Annotated in this window: 15 protein-coding genes; 12 read left to right on the plus strand and 3 right to left on the minus strand. The window is 47.8% G+C overall.

Annotation, left to right across the window (positions count from 1 at the left end; all coding sequences use genetic code 11):
• Positions 1-488: 488 nt before the first annotated feature.
• From WC959_03110 to WC959_03120, 3 genes are read right to left on the minus strand one after another with little or no spacing between them, the layout of a single operon-like run.
• Positions 489-1,685 carry a hypothetical protein gene (locus tag WC959_03110; GenBank protein ID MFA5688125.1) on the minus strand — a complete coding sequence of 399 codons (1,197 nt, stop codon included), beginning with the start codon at positions 1,683-1,685 and terminating at the stop codon, positions 489-491.
• Positions 1,682-2,509, minus strand: a complete 828-nt coding sequence (locus WC959_03115) for a hypothetical protein (protein MFA5688126.1) — start codon at positions 2,507-2,509, stop codon at positions 1,682-1,684. The genes WC959_03110 and WC959_03115 overlap by 4 nt, the downstream gene beginning before the upstream one ends.
• 8 nt (positions 2,510-2,517) lie before the next feature.
• Positions 2,518-3,708, minus strand: coding sequence for a carbohydrate kinase family protein (locus WC959_03120; GenBank protein ID MFA5688127.1), 1,191 nt, complete (start codon positions 3,706-3,708; stop codon positions 2,518-2,520).
• A gap of 121 nt (positions 3,709-3,829) precedes the next feature.
• Between WC959_03120 and WC959_03125 the strand changes: the two genes are divergently transcribed.
• The 12 genes from WC959_03125 (at position 3,830) to WC959_03180 (ending at position 22,827) form a co-directional block, all read left to right on the plus strand.
• The gene (locus WC959_03125) at positions 3,830-4,996 is read left to right on the plus strand and encodes a DNA-binding transcriptional regulator (protein ID MFA5688128.1); all 1,167 of its coding nucleotides are present in this window, start codon (positions 3,830-3,832) and stop codon (positions 4,994-4,996) included.
• 91 nt (positions 4,997-5,087) lie between these two features.
• Positions 5,088-6,194, plus strand: a complete 1,107-nt coding sequence (locus WC959_03130) for a carbohydrate kinase family protein (GenBank protein MFA5688129.1) — start codon at positions 5,088-5,090, stop codon at positions 6,192-6,194.
• Between the two features lie 172 nt (positions 6,195-6,366).
• Positions 6,367-8,796: a sulfatase-like hydrolase/transferase gene (locus tag WC959_03135; GenBank protein ID MFA5688130.1), complete on the plus strand. Its 2,430-nt coding sequence runs from the start codon at positions 6,367-6,369 to the stop codon at positions 8,794-8,796.
• Between the two features lie 78 nt (positions 8,797-8,874).
• Complete coding sequence (locus WC959_03140; GenBank protein ID MFA5688131.1) at positions 8,875-9,531, plus strand: hypothetical protein; 657 nt, start codon at positions 8,875-8,877, stop codon at positions 9,529-9,531.
• Between the two features lie 129 nt (positions 9,532-9,660).
• Positions 9,661-10,389 carry a hypothetical protein gene (locus WC959_03145; GenBank protein MFA5688132.1) on the plus strand — a complete coding sequence of 243 codons (729 nt, stop codon included), beginning with the start codon at positions 9,661-9,663 and terminating at the stop codon, positions 10,387-10,389.
• 205 nt (positions 10,390-10,594) lie between these two features.
• Positions 10,595-12,685, plus strand: a complete 2,091-nt coding sequence (locus WC959_03150) for a sialate O-acetylesterase (GenBank protein ID MFA5688133.1) — start codon at positions 10,595-10,597, stop codon at positions 12,683-12,685.
• Positions 12,686-12,962: 277 nt separating this feature from the next.
• The gene (locus tag WC959_03155) at positions 12,963-15,401 is read left to right on the plus strand and encodes a sulfatase-like hydrolase/transferase (protein MFA5688134.1); all 2,439 of its coding nucleotides are present in this window, start codon (positions 12,963-12,965) and stop codon (positions 15,399-15,401) included.
• 142 nt (positions 15,402-15,543) lie between these two features.
• Positions 15,544-17,505: a glycoside hydrolase family 2 TIM barrel-domain containing protein gene (locus WC959_03160; protein ID MFA5688135.1), complete on the plus strand. Its 1,962-nt coding sequence runs from the start codon at positions 15,544-15,546 to the stop codon at positions 17,503-17,505.
• Between the two features lie 15 nt (positions 17,506-17,520).
• Positions 17,521-19,134, plus strand: a complete 1,614-nt coding sequence (locus WC959_03165; protein ID MFA5688136.1) for a sodium:solute symporter — start codon at positions 17,521-17,523, stop codon at positions 19,132-19,134.
• Positions 19,135-19,155: 21 nt separating this feature from the next.
• Positions 19,156-20,358 carry a hypothetical protein gene (locus WC959_03170; GenBank protein MFA5688137.1) on the plus strand — a complete coding sequence of 401 codons (1,203 nt, stop codon included), beginning with the start codon at positions 19,156-19,158 and terminating at the stop codon, positions 20,356-20,358.
• A 38-nt stretch (positions 20,359-20,396) separates the two neighbouring features.
• Complete coding sequence (locus WC959_03175) at positions 20,397-21,791, plus strand: MFS transporter (protein ID MFA5688138.1); 1,395 nt, start codon at positions 20,397-20,399, stop codon at positions 21,789-21,791.
• A gap of 169 nt (positions 21,792-21,960) precedes the next feature.
• Positions 21,961-22,827: a hypothetical protein gene (locus WC959_03180; GenBank protein ID MFA5688139.1), complete on the plus strand. Its 867-nt coding sequence runs from the start codon at positions 21,961-21,963 to the stop codon at positions 22,825-22,827.
• Positions 22,828-22,931 lie beyond the last annotated feature (104 nt).

Consider the following 22,931-nt stretch of genomic DNA (forward strand, 5'->3'; position numbering starts at 1 on the left):
CCTCCATATCGCAAACGTTACGGCTGGCGGGGATACTGTAGATCCGTTACGTTGTCGTACATGCTGATATCCTGGATCGTATGAGGACCGGGCAGCTTCCGGTGTTTCTCAATTAGCTTCGGAGTCAGTCATTCAGATAACGGATCATTTTTAAACAGATTGCCGAAATCCGTCAGGATGCGGAATGACGTATGAGATCAGTAATTGATATGTGCAGATCCCTGTTGTCCTCTTTGTCACGCTGGGCAAAATCCAGTCGAGCGCGGTCGGAGATACTCCCTCTGCCAATTCCTGTTCATCCTTTCCGGTGTCATAGACCTTACGGAATCCAGCGTAAAACTACCAGAAGCCGACTATAAATTTTTACGCACTGCTTTCAAAAATGATTGCTGACACTATAACGGAATTGGAAATAATACAATTGGACGCCTGGCGAAAGATAATAAGCAAAAACCGGACAGTCCCGTTTCAGTGTTTATATTATGAGGTTATTTCGGCAATTTTTTCAGCGGGAAAAGAATTTCGTTCCAAACCGTTTCGGTCTCAACGTTCCAGACTCCCCACAAGGTTTCGAATCCGGCGCGGATTCTTCCCGCGTCTTTTCCGAAAAATTCAACCGCGGCCAGCGCTGCGCCCTCTGCAAATAACACCGGTGAAATCCCCTGATTTAACACAAGCCGTATCGTTCCGATCACGCGGTCATTCCAGCCCAATTTGCGCTCCATATCGCGGCAGACACGGTCAACGCGATCGGTTAAAAACGGATTGACCATCCTGATAAGAAGATCATCGGCATAAGCAGCAAAACCGGCGGGTGTAAACAGTGCGTCCGTATCAGAATATTTTCTGCACAGCGCCGCACCGGATTCTTCAATAAATGCGCGGCGCGCCGAGATAAAAATTTTCTCGTTACCGGAAATGTCATGCATAAACTGTGCGCCGGCGCGGCGCATATGCAGTCCAATCCAGAAATGCACTGCGTTATGTCCGTACAGTTTTGCCTCCTCAAACGGCAGCAGGTCAGCCTTCTCTTCAAACACCGTGATGCCGCGCCGGAATTCCGGCAGGGTGATTTTTGTAATCAGAATCCGGTTGAATTCTTCAACCAGAAACGCGCGTGCAGCGGACGGCGTGACGCGCATCAGCCCGCCGTTCTGAATCTGTTCCGCAGCGGTAACCACACCGCTCATTTTTCCGACGACGGTATTTAACAACTGAACGCGGTTTTTAAGCGAAAGCCCGATCTGCTGTTCAAGAATTCCGGCGGCGTGGTTATTATTTTCGGCGGTGTAAACCACAGCGTCCGGCAGAGTTTTATCCTGCAGTTTAAGCTCAAATCCGGCACGCAGAATTCCGGCGATGGACGGGGTGCCGCGGCTGAAAAAATCTACGCTGGGCAGGGCGGTGCCGATTTCATGCGCTTCCGCCGCCGCCTGAATCAGTTTCCCGGCATCGGCGGGAACTGCCGGATTATAAATTTCAACGCCGGAAATGAACTGTTTTTCAATTCCGTGCGGGGTGGCGATATTCAGCCAGTATCCGCCGGCAGTGCGAACATCGTCGACAACTTCCGGCACAACTTCTGCAACAACCAGTCGCGCAAAATTTCCGCTCCGGAATGCTTCATATAAAAACAGACCGGATTGAATTGCGCCGAATCCGAATCCAAGATAGGTGCGGTTCATCGGATAACCCGCGGGTCTGTGAAGCGGTCGGCTTCGTCCATCGACGGAGTGGAAAACTCAAGATAAACACAGCCGTTTTTTCCGCCGAGGAATGCATGTTTTGTGTTTTTCGGCAGCAGCACGTTCATCCCTTTCGTCATATAAATCATGCGCGTTGTTGTAATTTTCTGTTCTTGTCTGACGCGCTCGGCCAGCGGCAGAAGTTCTTCCGGAATAATTTCCGGATTCACACCGTCCGGCGCATAAACCACCTGTGCGGTATCGGCAAACAGAATGCCGTCACCGTAAATCGCTTTGAAGGTTTCCGATTTGCCGGCGAACGTTTCAACAATATCTGCGACGATTGGATAGGTGTCCATTCCGTTTTGCGCCTGCACGATTTCATAATCCGAATCGCGGTACAGATAGTCCAGATTGCCGTTTGCATCGCGGGCGATGGATGCATCGCTGTTATATTTCACAATGCCTTCGAAGCTGTTGATCAGTTCTGAGAGTTTTACAAACCCGGAGGCTACAGCGACGCCTTTTTTCAGAACGAATGTGTCGACGTGTCCGTGTTCCAGCAGCAGCTGCCCCGGCAGATTCAGCAGAACTTTTCCGGTGTGTCCGCTACCCGATTCATCGCGGAAAATGACGACGGTTTCAAGTCCGAGTCCAACTGTTTGAAATTCAGCCAATGTTTCCGAGCAGTTGAATGTGGCAATTTCAATGCGCGCCGGATCAATTCCGCCGGTGCCGGGCAGTGCCTGTTTGTATAACTCAGCGTATAATTCCGCCGTTTTGGTTTTATCTGTTTCATTCAGGATTTTAACTTCAACGCTCATAACACACCTCACAGTTTTGATTTGTCTGACGGACCGGTCCACAGAAACGGATGCTGTGCATCAACACTCCAGCCGGCGCCTTCCACTGTCAACGGATCGCGCGGAATCGTTTTGATGCGCTCCTGTACACCGTTCCAGTTCGGCACGCCGCTTAACGCATCCGGTTTTTCCACGCTGGCGCTGCCGGTGCAGGTTGCGGTGATCACGCAATCCAGCAGAGAAAGTCCGCGCAGGTACGCGGAAAGAAAACCGGCAATGGATGCATCGCCGGAGCCGGTGGCATTCGGCGGAACAGGACAGAAAAACGCCGGATGCCAGAATTCATGGCTCGCAAATTCATCGAGATTGCCGGGTTTGGCTCTGCCGATGGTTTCCAGGACAGATTTTTCCGGCGTACGGACATAATAACCGCGATAGCCGCTTTTAATCACCGCCACGCGTACGCCCATATCCAGCAGTTCACCGGACAGTTCGTGCATCATATCGCCGGTGAACAAGTGCAGCAGGTCGCCGTCGCATGAGCGTCGGAATTCCATATACCGGTCGCGGTGCAGCATAAACAGCGTTTCTTCGGCGCTACCGAGATATAAATCGAGATGCGGACAGAGCTGTTTAAAAATTTCAGGCCAATTCGTTGTATCTTTTTGCGAATCCGGCAGACTCATGTCCAGCGACGTTGTCACGCCGAGTTCATGCACACGCCGGAATATTTCCACCAGTTCTTTGCCGTTGTTTGCCGTCATCTGTTTCATAAGCGGCGGATAGCCGAAATGAAACAGATCGCACTGCGCAACGAGGTCATAATTAATGTCGTCTGCTTTGAAGGTGTCATTTGCGCCGGAATCGTGAATAAACATCCGGTCGAAGCCTTTCGGATTAATCACCACGGTGTAGCTGGTCGAGGCGGACGGATCGACGATCAGCGTATTTTCAATATGCCACTCTTTTTTCAGCAGGAACTGCGCCATATCACCGAATGCGTCGTCACCGGTTTTTCCCATCAGCGCCGTATCGATTCCCAGCTTAATCAGATTCAATCCGGTATTGCTTACCGGGCCGCCGGTACTGATTTTGGCCGGCCTGGCCGTTTTCAATGCTCCGGGCGTATAAAAGTCGCCCGGACGCTTCAGATGCATGTCACTCAGGTCCGGAATAATATCCAGGCAAATATGTCCGGCAACAACAGCTTTTTTATTCATATGCAATCCTTTGGTTGATTTCCGGCATTACATTAGCGATTGCACGGTTAATGAGAACCTGTTGATACGCTGATTTTTTCCCATATTGCGAAAAATAAATTTTTCTGTTTTACTGCCGCAGATGAAACCGTACCGGGTGGTATTATTAATTGAAGAAGAGCGGGAAGTAGGGCGCGGATTGTTGCGCGGTATCGCGCAGTATTCGCGCAATTTCGGTCCGTGGATGTTTTATCGCGAAGAGCCGTTCTATGAAAAGCTGTCGGATGCCGAGCGCCTGCAGCGCATAAAAAAATGGCGACCGGACGGAATTATAATGCGTGAACAGGGCGCGCTGGATAAATCGCTGTTAAAACTTGGTGTGCCGGTAATTTACAGCGGACACCGGAACGGGCCGGCTGCCGGTGTGCCGAATATTCTGGGCGACGACCGGGAGATCAGCCAGCTGGCGGCGCGCTATCTGCTGGATAAAGGATTCCGACATTTCGGGTTCTGCGGGTTCGACGATATGTGGTGGTCAGTGGATCGCGGGAGGTTTTTTGCTGAGGCACTGTCCCTGAAAGGATTTCAGGTCAGCCTATACGTTCCGCCGCTGCAGGATGCTCCGCATTCGCGCGACGGTGAGCCGGAGCTGATTGCGCATTGGATAAAGACTCTTCCGAAACCGTGCGCGGTTTTTGCCTGTACTGATGACCGGTGCCGGCAGGTTGCGACAGCCTGTCGTCTGGCTGGCCGGCGCGTTCCGGAGGAGGTTGCACTGCTGGGTGTTGATAATGACGAATTAACCTGCGAGTTTGCCTTTCCGCCGCTATCAAGCATTTTACTGGATACGGAAAAAAGCGGTTATGATGCAGCGGAAACGCTGCACCGGATAATGCGCGGTAAAAAAACCGGCAGGCCGGTTATCTCAATTCCGGTGTCCCGGGTGATTACACGGAAATCTACAGACATGATTGCTGTTGAGGATCCGGTCGTCGTGACCGCCCTAAATTATATCCGGGAGCATTATCGGAAAGGGGTTTCTGTCGCTGAAATTTCCCGTAATGCCGGCGTTTCCCGGCGGGTGCTGGAGATACGGTTCAGGAAGGCAATCAATCGCTCGGTTTATGAAGAGGTGTTATTGATTCGCATGAATCACGCCTGCCTGCTGCTGCTGGAAAGCAGCCTGTCGGTGGCGCAGATTTCCGAGGCGCTGAATTATGAAGAGGTAAAATATTTTTCCCGTGCTTTCAAACAGGCGATCGGCGTCAGTCCGCTGGCTTACCGCAAGCAGTTCAGCATTCGTCCCTGATTCGCAATCTGGGAAAAAATATTCGCGTCTGCCGGTTGCGAAAATGCATAGAACCTGCACTGTGGACTTGGTTTTTCGAAGGAAAAGAACAATGGCGAAAATTGCAGTGGCGGGACATATCTGTTTAGATATTATTCCGGAATTTTTTCCCGGCAAATACAACCCGAAGACTTTGCTGGTCCCGGGAACTCTGGTTGAAGTCGGCCAGGCGGTGGCGGCAACCGGCGGAGCGGTGTCCAATACCGGCCAGGCGCTGCACCGCTTAGGCGAAGATGTTGTACTGATCGCAAAAGTCGGAAATGATGAATTCGGCCACACCGTCCGCCGGCTGTTAAATCGTCAGGGCGCCGGCATTGCTGATAATTTAATTATTTCTCCCGGGGAACATACCTCATATTCAATTGTAATCAACCCTCCGGGCATTGACCGGATTTTCCTGCATTCGCCGGGAGCCAATCACTCTTTTTCCAGCCGTGATCTTGATGAAGAAACAATCAGCGGCTGTTCGCTGTTTCATTTCGGATATCCGCCGCTGATGAAATGTATTTTTGAGCGGAACGGCGCGGAATTAAAAACGATATTCACCCGGATGAAACGCCGGGGAATTACAACGTCGTTAGATATGACATTTGTTGATCCCGCATCGGATGCCGGAAAAATTGACTGGCCGGCTTTTCTGAACAACGTATTGCCGCTCACGGATATTTTCCTGCCCAGTCTTGATGAAATCCTGTTTATGACCGACCGGGATTTATATTTTCACCTGACCTCAAGCGCGCGAGAGGAACTGATTGAACAGGTGAATGCTGCGGTGATTGAACGGATCGCACAGAAACTGATCGATGCCGGTGTCCCGGTTGTCGTAATCAAACTCGGGGCACACGGGTTGTATTTACGCACAGCGGAACAGGTGCCGGGCAAAGACCGCTCATGGAATAAACAGTCGTTTTTCACGCCGGCATTCAAGGTTAAAAAGGGCGGAACAACCGGTGCCGGCGATTGTGCCATCGCCGGCTTTCTTTCCGCTTATGTAAACGGATTCAGTGCAGAAGACGCACTTCAAATGGCCGCCGCGACCGGGTCAGCCTGCGTGGAGTCGCTGGATGCAGTCAGTGCGATTCCTCACAAAGACATATTACAGCAGCGTATCAGGGACGGCTGGATGAAGTCTCCTGGAAAGTTTTTATACAAAGGTTAACGGAGAAGATTCTGTGCCGGTATCCAAGGTGCGGGCTCAACACCGGGATATATCATAAAAACACAAATTATCATCAAAAAATGCTATATGCAGCAGTGCAGGCAATCTGTTTACTGGATACATACGATCGTCTGTTGATGAAACAGGCAGTGATGATGAAAGGGTGTTCATTATGATGACGCGCACAAAAACTTTTTTCCAGTATCTCAGCGCCGGTTCCGTTCTGTTTCAGGTGTCCGGATTGGCTTCAGAACAGATATCTTGCCGGCCGAACGTCGTCTTTATAACATCCGATCAGCAGCGTTCTGATTCATGCGGTGCATATAATTCGCCGGTTCGCCGGAAAGACGGATCATCTCCGACGCCGTTTATCGACAAGCTGGCAGCAGGCGGTGTGCGATTTGATTATGCCTATTGCAACTCTCCGCTGTGCGCTCCGTCCCGGGCATCGTTCATGACCGGAATGTATCCTCATACTACGACGGCAATCAACCACCAGCCTGACCGCCGGAATCCTGGGGTTACCCGCTTCCCGGGAATCAGAGCAGGTATTCTTACCATGGGCGAAGTATTCCGCAATTCCGGTTACCGTACCGCCGCGATCGGTAAAATGCATGTGCATGGAGAGCTGAAAGATGTCTGGGATATGGGGTTTGATGTCACAAAATTGAGATTTTATACGGAGTTCCCTGGACATCACTATGCGGATCTTCGTGATGGAGATGTAAATGCACGGTATCGGGGAATTTACAACTATAAAGACAAAACGCTTAAAGACGTAGATCCTGAACGGTTTAAGAATGCTCCTGAAGATCTTACTGTTGTGCAAAATGATCTGAATCCTTACTTCCTTGAAACACTGGTTGAGCGCGAAGAAGAAATGTTTGATTACATGGTAACAACGGAATCGCTTAAATTTATCGAGGAAAGTGTACAGCAGAACGTCCCTTTTTTCATTCACATCGGATTGGAAAAACCGCACCCGCGCTGGGATACATTCCAGCGGTTTCTGGATCTGTTCGATCCGGAAAAAATGCCCTTGCCGGAAACACGGAAAGAGTGGCGGGAGAAAGGCATGCTGCCGACACATCTGGAGTGGATTCATAACGGCATGGCGGATGATAAAATAAAAAATGCAATGGCTGCATATTACGCCTGCGTTGCCAGTCTGGATGAACAAGTGGGACGTATTACGGATCTGTGCGCAGAACTGGACATTGACGAAAACACAATCTTTGTTTTTACCAGCGATCACGGTGAAATGCTGTTTGATCACGGTATACGCGGCAAACATAATATGTATGAAGAGTCCGTCAGAGTTCCGTTGATTGTAAAATATTCACAGGCATTTAAACAAGGGAGCCAGTGCTCCGTCCCTGTCGGATTAATTGATATTTTTCCGACGTTTGCCGAACTGTGCGGATTCACTCCGCCATCTCTTTTAGAAGGGGTCTCTTTGTTATCTGTTATAAAAGGCGATGGCACGTCTCAGCCGGTGTTTTCAGAATTCTATGAAACAGGATACATGGGATGGCGGGATCGATATGCTCCCGTACGGATGTGTATTACGGATCAATACAAATACGTTTATACACACGGATGCATTGATCAGCTGTTCGACAGAGTAAAGGATCCGCAGGAGATGGAGAATCTGGCGGTAGACTCTGCATACAATGAAACGCGCCGACGGCTGAAGTTTATAACGCTTGAAAGCTGGGAACTGGACAGTTATCCGCAACTGGAAATCCAGGCCGCCGCCGGCGACAAACATATTACACTGAGCTGGCAGCCGGCAGGAGAAGGCGCGGTTTATACGCTCTTCCGGTCTGATTCGCCGGATGTATCAGACGCAGTACCGGTAGGGAAAAATATACGGCAGCTGACGTATACGGATTCTTCCGTTCACGCCGGCGCGCACTATTCATACTGGGTGATGGCGGATGTTCCGCTGACGCGGGCATTCACAGATAAATTTGGAAAACAGCGCTACGGAATAACCCCGGTTTTGACGGCGGAGTATCCGCGCGTACTGCCTGCCAGCGGGCGTGTGGATATTCAGGCGGCTCCGGGAGAAATACAAACAAAGAAATACGTACCATGGAACGGCGGAACTTTTGAAGAGATCGACTGGATATGGACCGGTTATCCCTTGAATGCAGCCGATGGAATCGGCATATGTTCCGGAAGTTCTTTTATTCTTACTCAGCAGTCGATGGATGGAGACCATTTTTTTGATGCGATGATACGCACGGTAAAAAACGGGCAAAAAGCATGGGAACGCGGATCAATAATTTTCAACTATACAGATTATGACCATTATTACCGCTTAACATTAAAGGCAAACGGCCGTCTGGCATTAGAGAAAACAGCAGGATTCTGGAAGCCGGCGGAATTATTATACGAACATCCGGAGCCCGGCGGGAATCCTGCGGAATGGAACCGGATCCGTGTCGAAGTCCGCGGAAAACAGATTGCTGTCAGTTGTAATGAAAAGCCGGTGTTCGTATATCAGGATCAGGATATGTTGCGGAGCGGAAGATCAGGATTCTGTGCGGGAGTGGGTATGCAATGTGAATTTAAAGACATCACGGTTTCAGAATAAACCGTTTGATACGATCTATCTGTGAATTTCTGAATAATAGAATCGAATGTGTATTATAAAAACAGAAAGGCGGGCCGTATGATTACGTTGAAGCTGGTTGCAATGTTAATAATATTCAGCACGTGGAGTGCATACGGAGGAGCAGTCATACAGTTCGGCGGAAATAAGAATGATATTTTGAATGAAAAATACAAAAGTCAGGTCGACGCTGATGAAATTGTGGCATGGTTTGGCGGCAGCAGCGCGGGGACATCGGCAAGGCAAACGGGCAGCTTGAAAGATGCAGGAGCGGGCGCACTGCTTACATCCGTTAAAAACGGACTTTCCTTAACATCAATCGCAGTTTTATCAACGGATCCGGCAAGAATAAAAACGGTTACTTATGGACGCGCCCTGGGAGTCAACTCCGCCGGCTCGACCGGGGCCGCAGCGATGTTTAATACAGAAGATGCAACAGAATGGATCATTTCATTTAATAAAGATATCACCCTTCAAAAAATTCTTTTTACAGGATTTAATTATCCTCAGGATATCGCAGAAATTTCCGTTGAAAACGGGAGCATATTTACTGTTACCGGTAATAAAACCCCTTTAGCGGCCTGGACCGGAACGCAAACAGACAGAGTTTATACATTAACCACACCGGTTACAGTCTCTGCAGGGACAAAGATAAAAATAAAATCACTGGGAAAAAATGATTGGGGATTGGGAGGAATTATTGTTGAGACCCTGTAAGCCTCCACATCCGAAAAAGCATCATTCTTGTCCGAAAATGTGATGGTTAATTTTAATTTCATAGGCCATAAAAACTGTATCACGCTTTTAGAAGCGGGTGATTGGATTGTAAGAAGAAAGGAGTACAGAATGAAAAGGTGTATATTAGCTATAGTGAGCATGATCATTGCGTGCGGTGCATTCGGCGATATTATTATTCAATTCGGCGGGAACAAAGATGATGCAGCGGAAGCAGCATATCAGGCAGAGGTCGGCGCCGATAAGATTGTGGCATGGTTCGGCACAGATAATGCAGGAAATCCGGCAACCAAGACCGGCAGTTTAAAAGATAAACCCGCCGGCGCAACGCTTACGGAAATCAGCAGCGGACTCGTGTTAACCTCTGTGAGTATTACATCAACGGATCCGGCAAGAACAAACACTGTCGTGTCCGGCCGTGCACTGGGAATTAATGCTGCCGGATCAGTTTATAATGATGCGGTGTTTAATACGGCGGCGCAAACGACCTGGACGTTTGAATTCAATAAAGATGTTACGCTCCAGCAGTTGCTGTTTACAGGATTTAATTATCTTCAGGATATTGCGAAAATAACGGTCGAAGATGGCAGTACATATGAAATTTACGCACAGTCTACGCCGGTGGCATCCTGGACCGGCACACAACAAGACCGTGTTTATACATTCGATACCCCTGTTACGATTGCTGCCGGGAAAAAAATTACGGTGGAATCATTAGGAACTAACGACTGGGGGCTGGGCGGAATCGTGGTTGTAATTCCTGAGCCGGCCACACTAAATCTTTTTCTCATCAGTGCCGTCGGGATTTTTGGATATCGCAGCTTGCGTCTCAATAAATAAAGATGATGGGCTTTTGTGCCAGCAGGTTGAAATCAAAGACTGCAGCGCAGAACCGTAGTTTTTGCGTATACAAATATCCATGTATTAACAGATAATTGAAGGTGTTTCTGCAAAGGTGCAGATTTGAAACCGGCAGTAACAGGGTAAGGTCCGGACATTTAAACGTTGGAAATAACCGCCGGGAAAATTGAAAAGAAATACACAGATGCATTTTATTATTCATTTATTGTTATTCATGGCAATCAGCGTTGCGCATTCGGAATTAGAAGTTCCGAATGTGCTGTCTGACGGAGTTGTTTTTCAACAAAACAAGCCTGTGAAAGTCTGGGGGAAAGGAACTCCCGGCCGAACAGTTACCGTGACATTATCCCGGGAAAACGATGCGGTTGTTATTGATGTAAAATCAGCATTGATCGATGCCGGCGGCCAATGGCAGGTGTTGATGTCTGAACAGACCGCTTCGTATACGAAATATAAAATTAAGATCGAAGACGGCAGGGATGTGATCACGATTCGCGATGTGCTTTTTGGCGAGGTCTGGCTGGCGAGCGGACAGTCAAATATGAACCTGGCACTGAAATACATTCAAAATAATCAGGAAATAAAATCGGCCGTCGATGCCGCCGGCAACGAATATATCAGGGGATTGAACAGTACGAAAGGTATTGTGGTTAGATCGACAGCCTGTTCACAGACCCCTCTGGATGATATTCCTGAAGCCCGGTGGGGTTCTGCTAAAAATTTTACAGGAGTTGCAGATCTTTCCGGTGTAGGTATTACATTTGCACGGAGATTATTTGAATTGCTTAATCAGAACGGCAATGAAGTACCGGTGGCAATTCTCAGCCAGACCAGGGGCGGGACAAGCATTCACGCATGGTTATCTTATGATGCAACGCAGGCAAGCCCGGCGCTGATGGAGAAATATCCGGGGACATGGAGCGGCAGCGGAAGCGCCGTCAGTGATTTTAATCAGGCGACCGCCTGCTATAACCATTTGATTGGACCGTTAACTAATTTATGCATTGCCGGGATTATATGGTATCAGGGGGAAAATAATGTAGGGAATGAAGCAGCGGGAGTTTATTACCGGGGTGCGATGGCCGCATTAATAAAAAGCTGGAGAAAAGATTTTGCATCCAATGAGGCTGCGGTGCTTTCCGTTCTGCTCGCATCGCATCACTACTGGCCCGTACTTGAAGCTGCCGCATATATCCGCGAAGCGCAATATGAAGCGTTATGTTTTGATATAAATCCTGGGGGGACAGTGATCCCGATCTATGATCTTTCGCAGACGTGGTATTCAGATACCTTCCCGTCTAAAGCGCCGATTCATCCGTTAACAAAGCAGGAGGTGGGAACCCGTCTGGGTAATGCCGCGTATGCAACTCACTACGCCGGCGATATTGAATATTCCGGACCCGTATATACATCGATACATCCGGACGGAGCCGGCCTGGAAATAACCTTTACCCATACATCCGGCGGATTAAAAATACTCGAGGGGAAAGGAGAAACACTGCGGGGATTTTCAATTTGCGGGACTGACCGTGTATTTTATCCGGCAGATGCAGTAATTATCAACAGTAATACAGTAAAACTGTCAAATCCCAGTGTAGAGGCTCCGGTTGCCGCGACGTATGCGTTTTCATCGTTGAATTATTTTGCGAACCTCGCCAATGGAGCCGGACTGCCGGCCATGCCGTTCCGGACAGATAAAACTGCTTCAGTATACAATGCGCCGCTCCTGTGGATGCATTGCGATACGGTGACAAACTGGTACAATGTCAAAACAAATGCATATTTCACCAATACGTGGTCTGCCGGTTCCGGAGTTACAGAAATATCACTGACTGATCACAGATGTGAAGGCGATGCCGCGCTCCGGATTGATTATAATATCCGGAATTTATCGACGAACCGGGTGATTGTATCGCCTGTTCTTGAGGTTGGTAATTTATTGTTTAATAAATATCCGGGATTAAGTTTGAGTCTGTATAAACCGGTAGATGAAACGATAAATGTCTCGCTTGTATTTACGGGAAAAGACGGTGTCCGGCGGCGCCTTAAAGGAACAGCGCAGCCACAAAGTCACATGAACGGAATCGTACCTGTCTCCGGACCGGGCTGGCATGAACTCTGGTTTTCGTTTGAATCACCTTATTTAGATTCAGATGGTGTAACACAGCTGGCTGGGATTTCAGAAGTGAGAGAAATTGAAATAATTTTTGAAATACCGTCCGGCGCATTGTCTGAAAATTATATTATTTTAGATAGCATACAATTTTCGAACTGATGCGGCACGACATAGCTTTTACGATGATAACCAGGAGTCGAAGTTTTCATTTCAACCCTCAAAGCGATTCATTTTGTCAAAAATGAGAGGGGGTCAGTATAAAAACAGATGTTCTTCCGTCGTATCCGGGCAACGTAAATTCAAAAATAAAAATGTCATAAAAATACAAATCATCATCAAAAAATGCTGTATGCATCAGCGTAAATAATATGTTTACTGAATACAGAATATATGGTTTGTCGATAAAACAGACAGTTATAACGAAAGGGTGTTTATTATGATGACGCGCAAAAAAACTTTTTTCCAATACCTGAGTATCGGGCCTGTTTTGTTCCAAATTTCCGGAGTTGCTTCAGATCAGATATCCCGCCGGCCAAACGTCGTCTTTATAACATGCGATCAGCAGCGTTCTGATTCATGCGGTGCATATAATTCCCCGGTCCGCCGGAAAGACGGATCGTCCCCGACGCCGTTTCTTGACAAGCTGGCGGCGGACGGTGTACGGTTTGATCATGCCTATTGCAACTCTCCGCTGTGCGCCCCGTCCCGGGCATCGTTCATAACCGGCACGTATCCTCATACCACAACGGCGATCCTACACCAGCCTGACCGCCGGAATCCGGGAATTACCCGCTTTCCGGGAATCAGAGAAGGCGTTCTTACAATGGGAGAAGTATTCCGCACCGCCGGTTACCGTACCGCTGGGATTGGCAAAATGCATACGCATGGAGAGTTGAAGGATGTCTGGGATATGGGTTTCGATGTCACAAAATTGAGATTTTATACAGTGTTTCCGGGGGATCACTATGCGGATCTTCGTGATGGAGATGTAAATGCACGATATCGCGGCGCCTATGACTACAAACATAAAAAATTTGAGGACATCGATGCCGAACGGTTTAAAAATGCACCGGCGGGGCTGACCGTGGTAGAGAATAACTTAAACCCGTATTATCTGGAAACACTGGTTGAACGCGAAGAGGAAATGTTTGATTACATGGTAACAACGGAATCGCTCAAATTTATCGAGGAAAGTGTGCAGCAGAACGTTCCGTTTTTTATTTACATCGGATTGGAAAAACCGCATCCGCGCTGGGATACATTCCAGCGGTTTCTGGATCTGTTTGATCCGGAAAAAATGCCCTTGCCGGAAACACGGAAAGAATGGCGGGAAAAAGGCATGCTGCCGACACATCTGGAGTGGATTCATAGCGGTATGAGTATGCTGGATGACAGGATAAAGAATGCAATGGCCGCATATTACGCATGTGTTGCCAGCATGGATGAACAGGTGGGGCGCATTACGGGGTTATGCACAGAACTCGGCATTGATGAGAATACAGTATTTGTTTTTACCAGCGATCACGGCGAGATGCTGTTTGATCACGGTATGTGCAGCAAACAGAACATGTATGAAGAAGCTGTCAATGTTCCCTTAATCGTGAAATACAAACAAATATTTAAACCGAAAACTCATTGTGCGGTGCCGGTTGGTCTTATCGATATTTTTCCGACGCTGGTAGATTTGTGCGGGATCGCGCGTCCGGCATCGCTGGAAGGCGTTTCCTTGCAATCAGTGATTAACGGGACTGCGCCATCAAGACTGGTTTTTTCAGAATTTTATGAAACAGGGTATATGGGATGGAAAGGACCGCAGGTGCCGATGCGCATGGCCGTTACTGATCAATATAAATACGTTTATACACACGGATGCATTGATCAGCTGTTCGACAGAGTAAAGGATCCGCAGGAGCTGGAGAATCTGGCGGTAAAATCCTTATACAATGAGACGTGCCGGCAGCTTAAATTCCTAACACTTGAGAGCTGGGAGCTGGACAACTATCCGCAACTGGAAATCCAGGCCGCCGCCGCTGAAAAGCACATTACATTGAACTGGCAGCCGGCCGGGGAAGGTGCGGTTTACACACTCTTCCGGTCTGATTCGCCGGATGCCTTAAAAGCAGTGCCGGTAGGGAAAAATATACGGCAGCTGACGTATACCGATTCATCCGTTAATGCCGGTGCGCACTATTCATACTGGGTGATGGCTGATGTCCCGTTGACGCAGGTGTTCACTGATAAGCTAGGGAAACAGCGCTACGGAACAACCCCGGTTTTGACGGCAAAGTATCCGCGCGTGCTGCCTGCCAGCGGGCGTGTGGATATTCAGGCGGTTCCGGGAGAAATACAAACGAAAAAATATGTGTCATGGAACGGCGGAACGTTTGAAGGGATCGACTGGATATGGACAGGCTATCCGTTGAGTATATCGAATGAAACGGCAGTGTGTTCAAATAATTCGTTTATTATTGCCCGGCAATGGCTGGATGGAAATTTTTCCTTCAGTGCGATGGTACGCACAACGAAATCCGGACCGAAAGCATGGGACATGGGTTCTGTTGTATTTAACTATACGGATTGCAACTATTTTTATCAGCTGACGCTAAAAAATAATCGAAGCATCGCGCTTGAAAAAATGAACGGTTCCGGACGGGCGATTCAAACGCTGCATGAGGTCGCTGTTCCGGGAGTCAATCCCAGGGAGTGGAATCGTCTCGGCGTACAAATGAGCGGTTCGGAAATTACAATCCTGTGCAATGATGTTCCGGTATCTGTCTTTACCGATCCCGATCCGCTGCCGCCGGGGAAACCGGGATTTTGTGTACTGCCTGAAATGGAATTTGAGTTTAAAGACGTCAGGCTGGGGAGCAACTGACGCATTCATAAGATTGCGTAAAAACAAACCGGTATCTGTGCGGCTGTAAAAGAATTTTTGCAGCCGCGGCTGTCCGCTTTCCGGTTGGTTACAGTGTGATAGATGGTTGTTAGAAAACGCACTGATTTTTTAGAAAAAAAAGATGAGAAAAATATATAAGTTATCCGATAATGAATGGACACTGACAGGAGTGACTCCGTACAGCTGGCAGTTTGGAATTTCCATGGAAACCGGTGTGAAGTTGAACTCTGAGCTGGATGCTGTTCCGGCGAAAGTTCCCGGTTCTGTGCAGTTTGCATTACGCAATGCCGGGATTATTCCGGATTGGAATTACGGGCTGGATGCGCTGCAGTGTGAATGGGTGGAAAACCGGCACTGGATTTTTGAAACAGAGCTGCCTGTTTTTCATCCGGATGCCGGCAGCAGATATATTTTGTGCTGTCAGGGTCTCGATCATGCCGGCTGGGTTTTAATAAACGGAATTCCGGCACATACATTTGAAAGTGCTTTCATTCCATATGAATTCGACCTTTCCGCATACCTGACTTCCGGACAGAAAAACATACTTCAGATTATATTTGATACGCCTCCCCGCTATCAGGGTCAGTTCGGTAAAACCGCCGATTATACCGTCCAGAAGCCGCGGTTTTATTATACATGGGACTGGATGCCGCGCATGGTTCAGATTGGAATCTGGGACCGGATTACACTGGAAGAACGAAAAGGATCAATTTTTAATTCTTTGTCTGCAACTACAACATCCTCCGGATTCACAGTTCACGGGGAAGTTTGCGGCGATCGCGGGATATTACGCGTTCAATTATTCGATGGGGAACAACTTCTTTTCAAAAAAAATATTCCGGTTGCCGGGTCGTTTTTTGAAACAGCGGATCATCTGCCTGTTGAACAATGGTGGCCGAACGGGATGGGAGAACAGAAGCTGTATCAATTATCCTGCGTTCTGATGGATGACGCCGGGCGGATTCTTGATCAATGGGATAAGCGGATCGGATTCAGAGATATTCACTGGGAACGGTGCGAAAATTCAGCTGATGATGCAGATCCATGGCTTTGTACGGTTAATAATAAGCCGGTGTTTCTGCAGGGAGTGAACTGGACGCCGGTGCTTCCCAACTTTGCAGACACTGTTCTGGAACAGTATGAACGGTTAATCAGTCTTTATCGAGACATGGGATGCAATATCCTGCGTATATGGGGCGGTGCAGCGCTGGAAAAAGAGATTTTTTATGAGTTATGCGACCGGGCAGGACTCATGCTATGGCAGGAATTTCCATTATCATCGTCAGGAACGGAAAGTATTCCGCCGTCCGATGAATACAGCCTGACAATGTTTTCAGCAGCGGCATACAGTTATATTATGCGCTTGCAGCACCACCCGGCGCTTATTTTATGGGGTGGCGGAAACGAATTAAATAGGCGGCAGGGCCGGGACGGGATGGGAACACCGTGTGACGGAACCGAGCCTTTGTTAAAAAGGTTTAGGGAACTGGTTGAGAAATTTGATCCAGGCCGGAGATTTGTTCCAACCTCACCGACCGGACCGGCTTTTTCTGCTGATGAAAAGAATTACGGTAAACATATACACTGGGATGTTCACGGGCCATGGAAAAACCCGTATGCGGATTTTTCTGAATGGGAGGCATACTGGCGCTCTGACGATGCACTGCTCCGCTCCGAAACCGGCGCGGCGGGAGCGAGTTCTGCCGAACTTATAAATAAATACAGAAAAGATATTATTGCGTTTCCGGCGGACGAAGCAAATCCTCTTTGGCGGCGGATGCCCTGGTGGAATGACTGGGCGGTATTTAAAAAAAATTTTGGCCGCACGCCTGTATCACTGGAAGAGTTTACTGTGTGGAGCACTGAATATCAGGCCTGTGAGCTCAAAGTAGCTGCACAGTATTGCAAAGCCCGTTTTCCGGAATGCGGCGGATTTATTATCTGGATGGGGCACGATTCATTTCCATGTACTGCGAACACATCAATCATTGATTTCGAGTTGAATCCAAAACCGGCTTTTTTTGTGTTGCGGGAGGTTTTTCGCAGTCCAGTACCTGCAACGTACGAAAAACAATTGAAGTAAAAATTTATGGAATGGATGAACAGTCTGCTTACGCAACACGTGCAAGGTATAAATCTCTGGGATATACTTATTATCGCAGTTTATTTTCTGGGGATCGTTTTACTGGGTATAAAATACGGAAAGAGCAAAGATACACAGTCCTATTTTTTGGCAGGACGGAGTATGACATGGCCGATCATCGGGATTTCACTTTTTGCAGCAAGTATATCCAGCTCAACCTTAATCGGACAGGCGGGGGAGTCCTACAACACCGGGCTGACGGTATTTAATTATAACCTGATATCTGTGACGGTTATGGTATTTTTTGCCGGTTTTTTTCTGCCGTTTTATATCCGGCAGGGAATTTATACGATGCCGGAATTTTTAGAACGGCGTTTCAGTGCTGCATCCCGGTATTATTTTTCGGGAGTAACCATTCTGGTAAATATTTTTCTGGACGCGGCGGGATCTCTTTATGCTGCGGCACTGGTCATGAAACTGATTTTCCCGGAAGCAAGCCTGATTTTACTTGCAGCTATATTTGCCGTTTTGGTTGCAGTTTATACGATTCCCGGCGGACTTTCGGCCGCAATCAGAGTGGATTTTATTCAGGGAATTATCCTGCTGGCCGGATCAATTATTATCACATTTGCTGCAGCGCGCGGCGGCGGCGCGGAATATGTCCGTCTGTTACTGTCCGATCCGGAAAATATGATGCTGCATCTCATCCGTCCGATGGATGATCCCACGGTACCGTGGCTTGGACTGATTATCGGAATTCCAGTGCTCGGATTTTTTTTCTGGGGCAATAACCAAATGCTGGTTCAGCGCTGTTTGACGGCAAAAAATGTGGACGAAGGCCGCAAGGGCGTACTGCTCGCCGGTGCATTGACATTATTTACTCTGTTTGTAATCCATCTGCCCGGCATCATGGCGCAGCAGCTGTTTCCGGGACTGGAAAAGGGGGATATGGTTTACCCTAAACTGGTGATTGAGTTGCTGCCGAATGTACTGATCGGATTTCTTCTGTCGGCACTGATTGCCGCATTAACCTCCTCGGTCAGCGGACTGTTGAACGCCGTAGCGACACTGTTTACAATGGATTTTTATGTGAAGATACGACCGGATCGTTCTTCCCGGCATCTTGTATGGGCGGGTCGTGCGGTTTCATTTATCGTGCTGCTGATCGCAGTCGCATGGGTTCCGATGATTGCCCGTTACAGCTCTCTTGTTACATACTATCAGGAAATGCTGTCGATGGTTGCGCCTCCGATCGTTGCTGTATTTCTAATCGGTGTATTTTGGAAACGGGCGAATGCCGCCGGTGCTTTCGCAGGGTTGATGGGGGGAATGATACTGGGGCTGATTGCGATTTGTTTTAAAATATCCGGTTGCGGGTCAGTTTTCGGAAACATACATTTTTTATTGACTGTTCCACTGTATTTCGGACTGAGTGCCGTGCTGATTATCACAGTCAGTCTGCTGACAAAATCCCCGGATATGAACGCGATTCGTGATTCGATCTGGACGCTGTCTTTAATGAAGACCGAGCTGGCCGAGCAGAAACAGTACCCTGTGTTAAAACGTTTTTTATTTTGGGGTGCAGTGCTGCTTGGACTTTGTATTGTTGAGCTGATTCTGTTCCGGTAACAATTGCAAACAGGAGATAATATGCTGAGGTTGGTTAAAGTATTTGGGTGCGCACTGGTCGCGCTTTGTACGCTGGCAGCAGAAAGTAAAGAGTTAACCCGGGCTGAAATGGTTGCACGGTATAACTATGTTGTCGGCATCCATACGATCGGTTCACAATACCAGTTTACAGAAAAAACCCGGCTGATTGAGACGGCGGATATCATTCTCGGAATGGGCTCCAATATCATAAAGTTTAATCTGGGTCCGGCATTCGGTCGCGATAATTATGCCGGAGCACACCCCGGGAAATTTAACAGTCTGGTTGAACTTGCGGAGTATGAGCCTTCTATCGCCCGGGTTTTTGATATGCCGTTTTATTACTATTTTCTTTGGGTGAATCCGATGGCTAAATCAGAATGGCAGTGGAGAAAAGATAAAAAACCGTTTTCTGAAAAAGATGCAAAAATCGAATATCAGGAGTTATATGATCTGACCTGTTACCTGCTGGAAAAATATTCCGGATCCGGAAAATCATTTTACCTCGGTCACTGGGAGGGCGACTGGCTGCTACTGCGCGGATATGACCGGACCATCGATCCGGAGCCGTGGTGTGTTCAGAATATGATTCACTGGCTGAATCTGCGGCAGAAGGCCGTGGATGATGCAAAACATGATACGCCGCATCATGATGTGGCAGTTTTTCATTACACCGAGGTTAATCTTGTCATTAAAGGAATGAATGGCGGACCTTGTTTAACAACAGAGGTTCTGCCGCATGTAAATGTCGATTTCGTTTCATATTCTGCGTATGACGCTCAGGCAAATCCTGAAAAGTCGGATATATTGTTTAAAGCGCTGAATTTCATCAAAAAACATCTTCCGGAGAAAAAAGAAATTTCCGGCCCTCGTGTCTTTATCGGTGAGTTCGGCTACAAAGGTGCGGCATTTTCTCCGGAAGTACAATGCCGTAACAGCATTGCCTTTATAAAAAATGCTGTTACCTGGGGATGTCCGTTTGTTCTTTACTGGCAATTGTATGATAACGAATTTGAAAATGGAAGGTATGAAGGATACTGGTTGATTGATGATAAAGGCGTAAAACAACCGGTATATTATATGCTTGAAGGGTATTACCGGAAAGCCAGAGAGTATCTGAGGAAAAATTTCGGAACCGACGGAACTCCGCCTGCGCCGGAGAAATTCATTCCTAAAATGAAAACATTATTAAAAGTAACAAATTAACTGTTTTTAATGCAGAACATTACAATCCAGGGGGTAGAATGGGAAAACCGATTCAATCGCCGGAAAACGATCCGGCGGTAAAACTCAGGATGACGGAAAAACTGGGATATGCCGCCGGCGATATGGCGTCGTGCCTCTATTTCGGCATATTCATGAACTTCCTCGCAATTTTTTATACAGATGTGTTTGGCATAACACCGGCGGCTCTGGGAACGATGCTGATTTTTACCAGGACCTGGGACTGGATTAATGATCCGATTATGGGGGCCATTGCAGATCGCACGAATACCCGGATGGGAAAGTTCAGGCCATGGCTGTTATGGATGATTCTGCCGTATATGACTCTGGGGATTTTAACATTCACTACGTTTAACCTGAGTCCGGTTATGAAAATCGTATATGCTTATGTGACGTATACGTTGCTTACGATGGTCTATACGGCAATTAACGTTCCTTACGGTGCCTTAATGGGCGTAATGACTGCTAAATCAGATGAACGGACAGTACTTGCATCATTTCGCTTTGTGGGCGCGAACAGCGGTGTTTTTACCGTAACTCTGCTTCTGCCGTATCTGGTAAAAACATTAGGACAGGGAAACGACCGGTTCGGTTATTCCGGAACGGCAGCTGTTCTGGCCGTGATGTCCGGTGTATTGTTTTTTATTACCTTTAAAACCAGTACAGAGCGCATTCGTCCAGTAGAGAAAAAATATCAGCCCTTACGGAAAGAGTTAGCAGAACTCTCCAGAAACGGTCCGTGGCTGCTGGTGATTACGCTGAGTATTCTGACGGTGCTTGGTCAGGCGATTCGAGCTACTACAACACTGCACTATTTTAAGTATGTGTCCGGACGGGAGGAGTGGGGTACCAGGCTTCTTTTATATAACAGTATCACCGCCGTGGCCGCCGTCCTGCTCAGTAAATGGATCTGTTCCGCAATCGGAGATAAAAAGCGGACGTATATCACGTTGAATCTGCTTTTTGCCGCGCTGTTAGCCTGGTTTTATTTTATCCCTGCTGATTCATTTAAATTAATGGTTGCAAATCAGATTTTAATGGCGTTTATCGCGGCGCCGATGATGCCCCTTTTCTGGTCGATGATCGCCGATACGGCCGACTACGGCGCAATCAAGTTCGGGCACCGCTCTACAGGCATCATTTTTTCCGCCGGGACAGCCTCGCAGAAAATCGGCTGGTCAATCGGGCCGGCTGTGGCGATGTGGATATTGGGAACGGCGGGGTATGTTGCAAATGCAAATCAGACGCCGGAAACAGTGCACACCTTGCGGTTGCTGATGAGTTTCGTTCCGGCAGCCTTTGCATTGCTTACAGCGCTGACAACCTGCTTTTATAAAATTGACGGAGAAATGGAAAAAGAGATCGAGAGTTCTTTGCGGATGTGCAACTTGAAGTCAGCGGCTGAAACGGATTAAAACCTGATAACCTTCAAACAGCAATCCAATTGAAGATTGCGGCTTTCACCGAACATCATTTTTTGACTGTCACTCATCAAAAATTTACATAGCAAAACATTTGCCGCCGGGATTATTCTTGCGACACAGGCTTAAGGAGATTGGGCGAAATAAATAAAAAGAGAAAACGATGAAGAAGGTTCGTTTAATAATAACTGCCGGGGCGATAGTATTGTGTGTCTGGCATGCGGGAATCTCGCAAACTGTTCAAAATCTAAATGTAGAGTTCTGGCAGACATCGCATGAATGGAGCGAAGCTGCGATTTGGCATAATGGACTCGAGCCCGCAGCATCGGGAAGTGCTGTTATGATGGCAGCTAAACCCGTCAACTATACGGTGACGATTTCCGGTGGCGCGGTAACAGTCCTGTCTTTCAAATCAAATTATCAGGCCGTCGGCACGGACTGGACTCCTGCGCTGCTGGTATCAACAAATTTTACAATTGATAATTTTTTAGAATTAGGCGTACAAGCAAATGGCGCTCTGGTTGTGGCGGATGGCGGAAACGTATTAATCAGTAAGAATGCCGCTCGTTCGCTTTTAGGTACAGGAGGGTATTCCGGGACTCTGACTGTAGAGTCCGGGGGTATTTATACAACCAGCGGACAGTTTTTGATCGGCACGGACGGAAACGTTACAGTTGACGGGACTCTGAAAACACTGCATGGCACTGTTACAAATGCATTAACCATCGAGGGTAACGGGTATCTTTATATCGGCGAATCCGGTGTGGTAGAACTTTCAGGCAACCGGACAGGCAATGCAATGTTGCAAGGATATATTGACAACGGTCAGATCTACGGCGCTGATGTGATAACGATGGCGTATGATTCCGTTGCTGATGTAACACGTTTAACCGTTGTGCCGAAAAAACCAGTCCGGTTAATTATTTTGAGTCACAATATTTTCAATACATTGGCATGTTATTCAGTAGTTTTTAATCTGCATATAAAACCGGATTCAGATCTATCGTGCAAAATGTCGCGCTATTTTTGACGTAAACGATTTCTTATTCTGGCGAATATGCAGTGATCCGCGGACGAAAAGACGATGATCCTTGTTCCCTCCGGGGAGTTTTGAATAACGGTAATAATATGCCT

It is taken from the genome of Kiritimatiellales bacterium, from assembly GCA_041656295.1.
Classification (GTDB): Bacteria; Verrucomicrobiota; Kiritimatiellia; order Kiritimatiellales; family Tichowtungiaceae; genus Tichowtungia.

What these genes read in the sequence shown, in the direction of transcription:
- WC959_03140 (MFA5688131.1), top strand. Translation starts at nt 8,875, where the DNA reads ATGATTACGTTGAAGCTGGTTGCAATGTTAATAATATTCAGCACGTGG.
- WC959_03125 (MFA5688128.1), top strand. Translation starts at nt 3,830, where the DNA reads ATGAAACCGTACCGGGTGGTATTATTAATTGAAGAAGAGCGGGAAGTA.
- WC959_03120 (MFA5688127.1), bottom strand. Translation starts at nt 3,708, where the DNA reads ATGAATAAAAAAGCTGTTGTTGCCGGACATATTTGCCTGGATATTATT.
- WC959_03115 (MFA5688126.1), bottom strand. Translation starts at nt 2,509, where the DNA reads ATGAGCGTTGAAGTTAAAATCCTGAATGAAACAGATAAAACCAAAACG.
- WC959_03110 (MFA5688125.1), bottom strand. Translation starts at nt 1,685, where the DNA reads ATGAACCGCACCTATCTTGGATTCGGATTCGGCGCAATTCAATCCGGT.
- WC959_03135 (MFA5688130.1), top strand. Translation starts at nt 6,367, where the DNA reads ATGATGACGCGCACAAAAACTTTTTTCCAGTATCTCAGCGCCGGTTCC.
- WC959_03180 (MFA5688139.1), top strand. Translation starts at nt 21,961, where the DNA reads ATGAAGAAGGTTCGTTTAATAATAACTGCCGGGGCGATAGTATTGTGT.
- WC959_03150 (MFA5688133.1), top strand. Translation starts at nt 10,595, where the DNA reads ATGCATTTTATTATTCATTTATTGTTATTCATGGCAATCAGCGTTGCG.
- WC959_03130 (MFA5688129.1), top strand. Translation starts at nt 5,088, where the DNA reads ATGGCGAAAATTGCAGTGGCGGGACATATCTGTTTAGATATTATTCCG.
- WC959_03165 (MFA5688136.1), top strand. Translation starts at nt 17,521, where the DNA reads ATGAACAGTCTGCTTACGCAACACGTGCAAGGTATAAATCTCTGGGAT.
- WC959_03160 (MFA5688135.1), top strand. Translation starts at nt 15,544, where the DNA reads ATGAGAAAAATATATAAGTTATCCGATAATGAATGGACACTGACAGGA.
- WC959_03175 (MFA5688138.1), top strand. Translation starts at nt 20,397, where the DNA reads ATGGGAAAACCGATTCAATCGCCGGAAAACGATCCGGCGGTAAAACTC.
- WC959_03145 (MFA5688132.1), top strand. Translation starts at nt 9,661, where the DNA reads ATGAAAAGGTGTATATTAGCTATAGTGAGCATGATCATTGCGTGCGGT.
- WC959_03170 (MFA5688137.1), top strand. Translation starts at nt 19,156, where the DNA reads ATGCTGAGGTTGGTTAAAGTATTTGGGTGCGCACTGGTCGCGCTTTGT.
- WC959_03155 (MFA5688134.1), top strand. Translation starts at nt 12,963, where the DNA reads ATGATGACGCGCAAAAAAACTTTTTTCCAATACCTGAGTATCGGGCCT.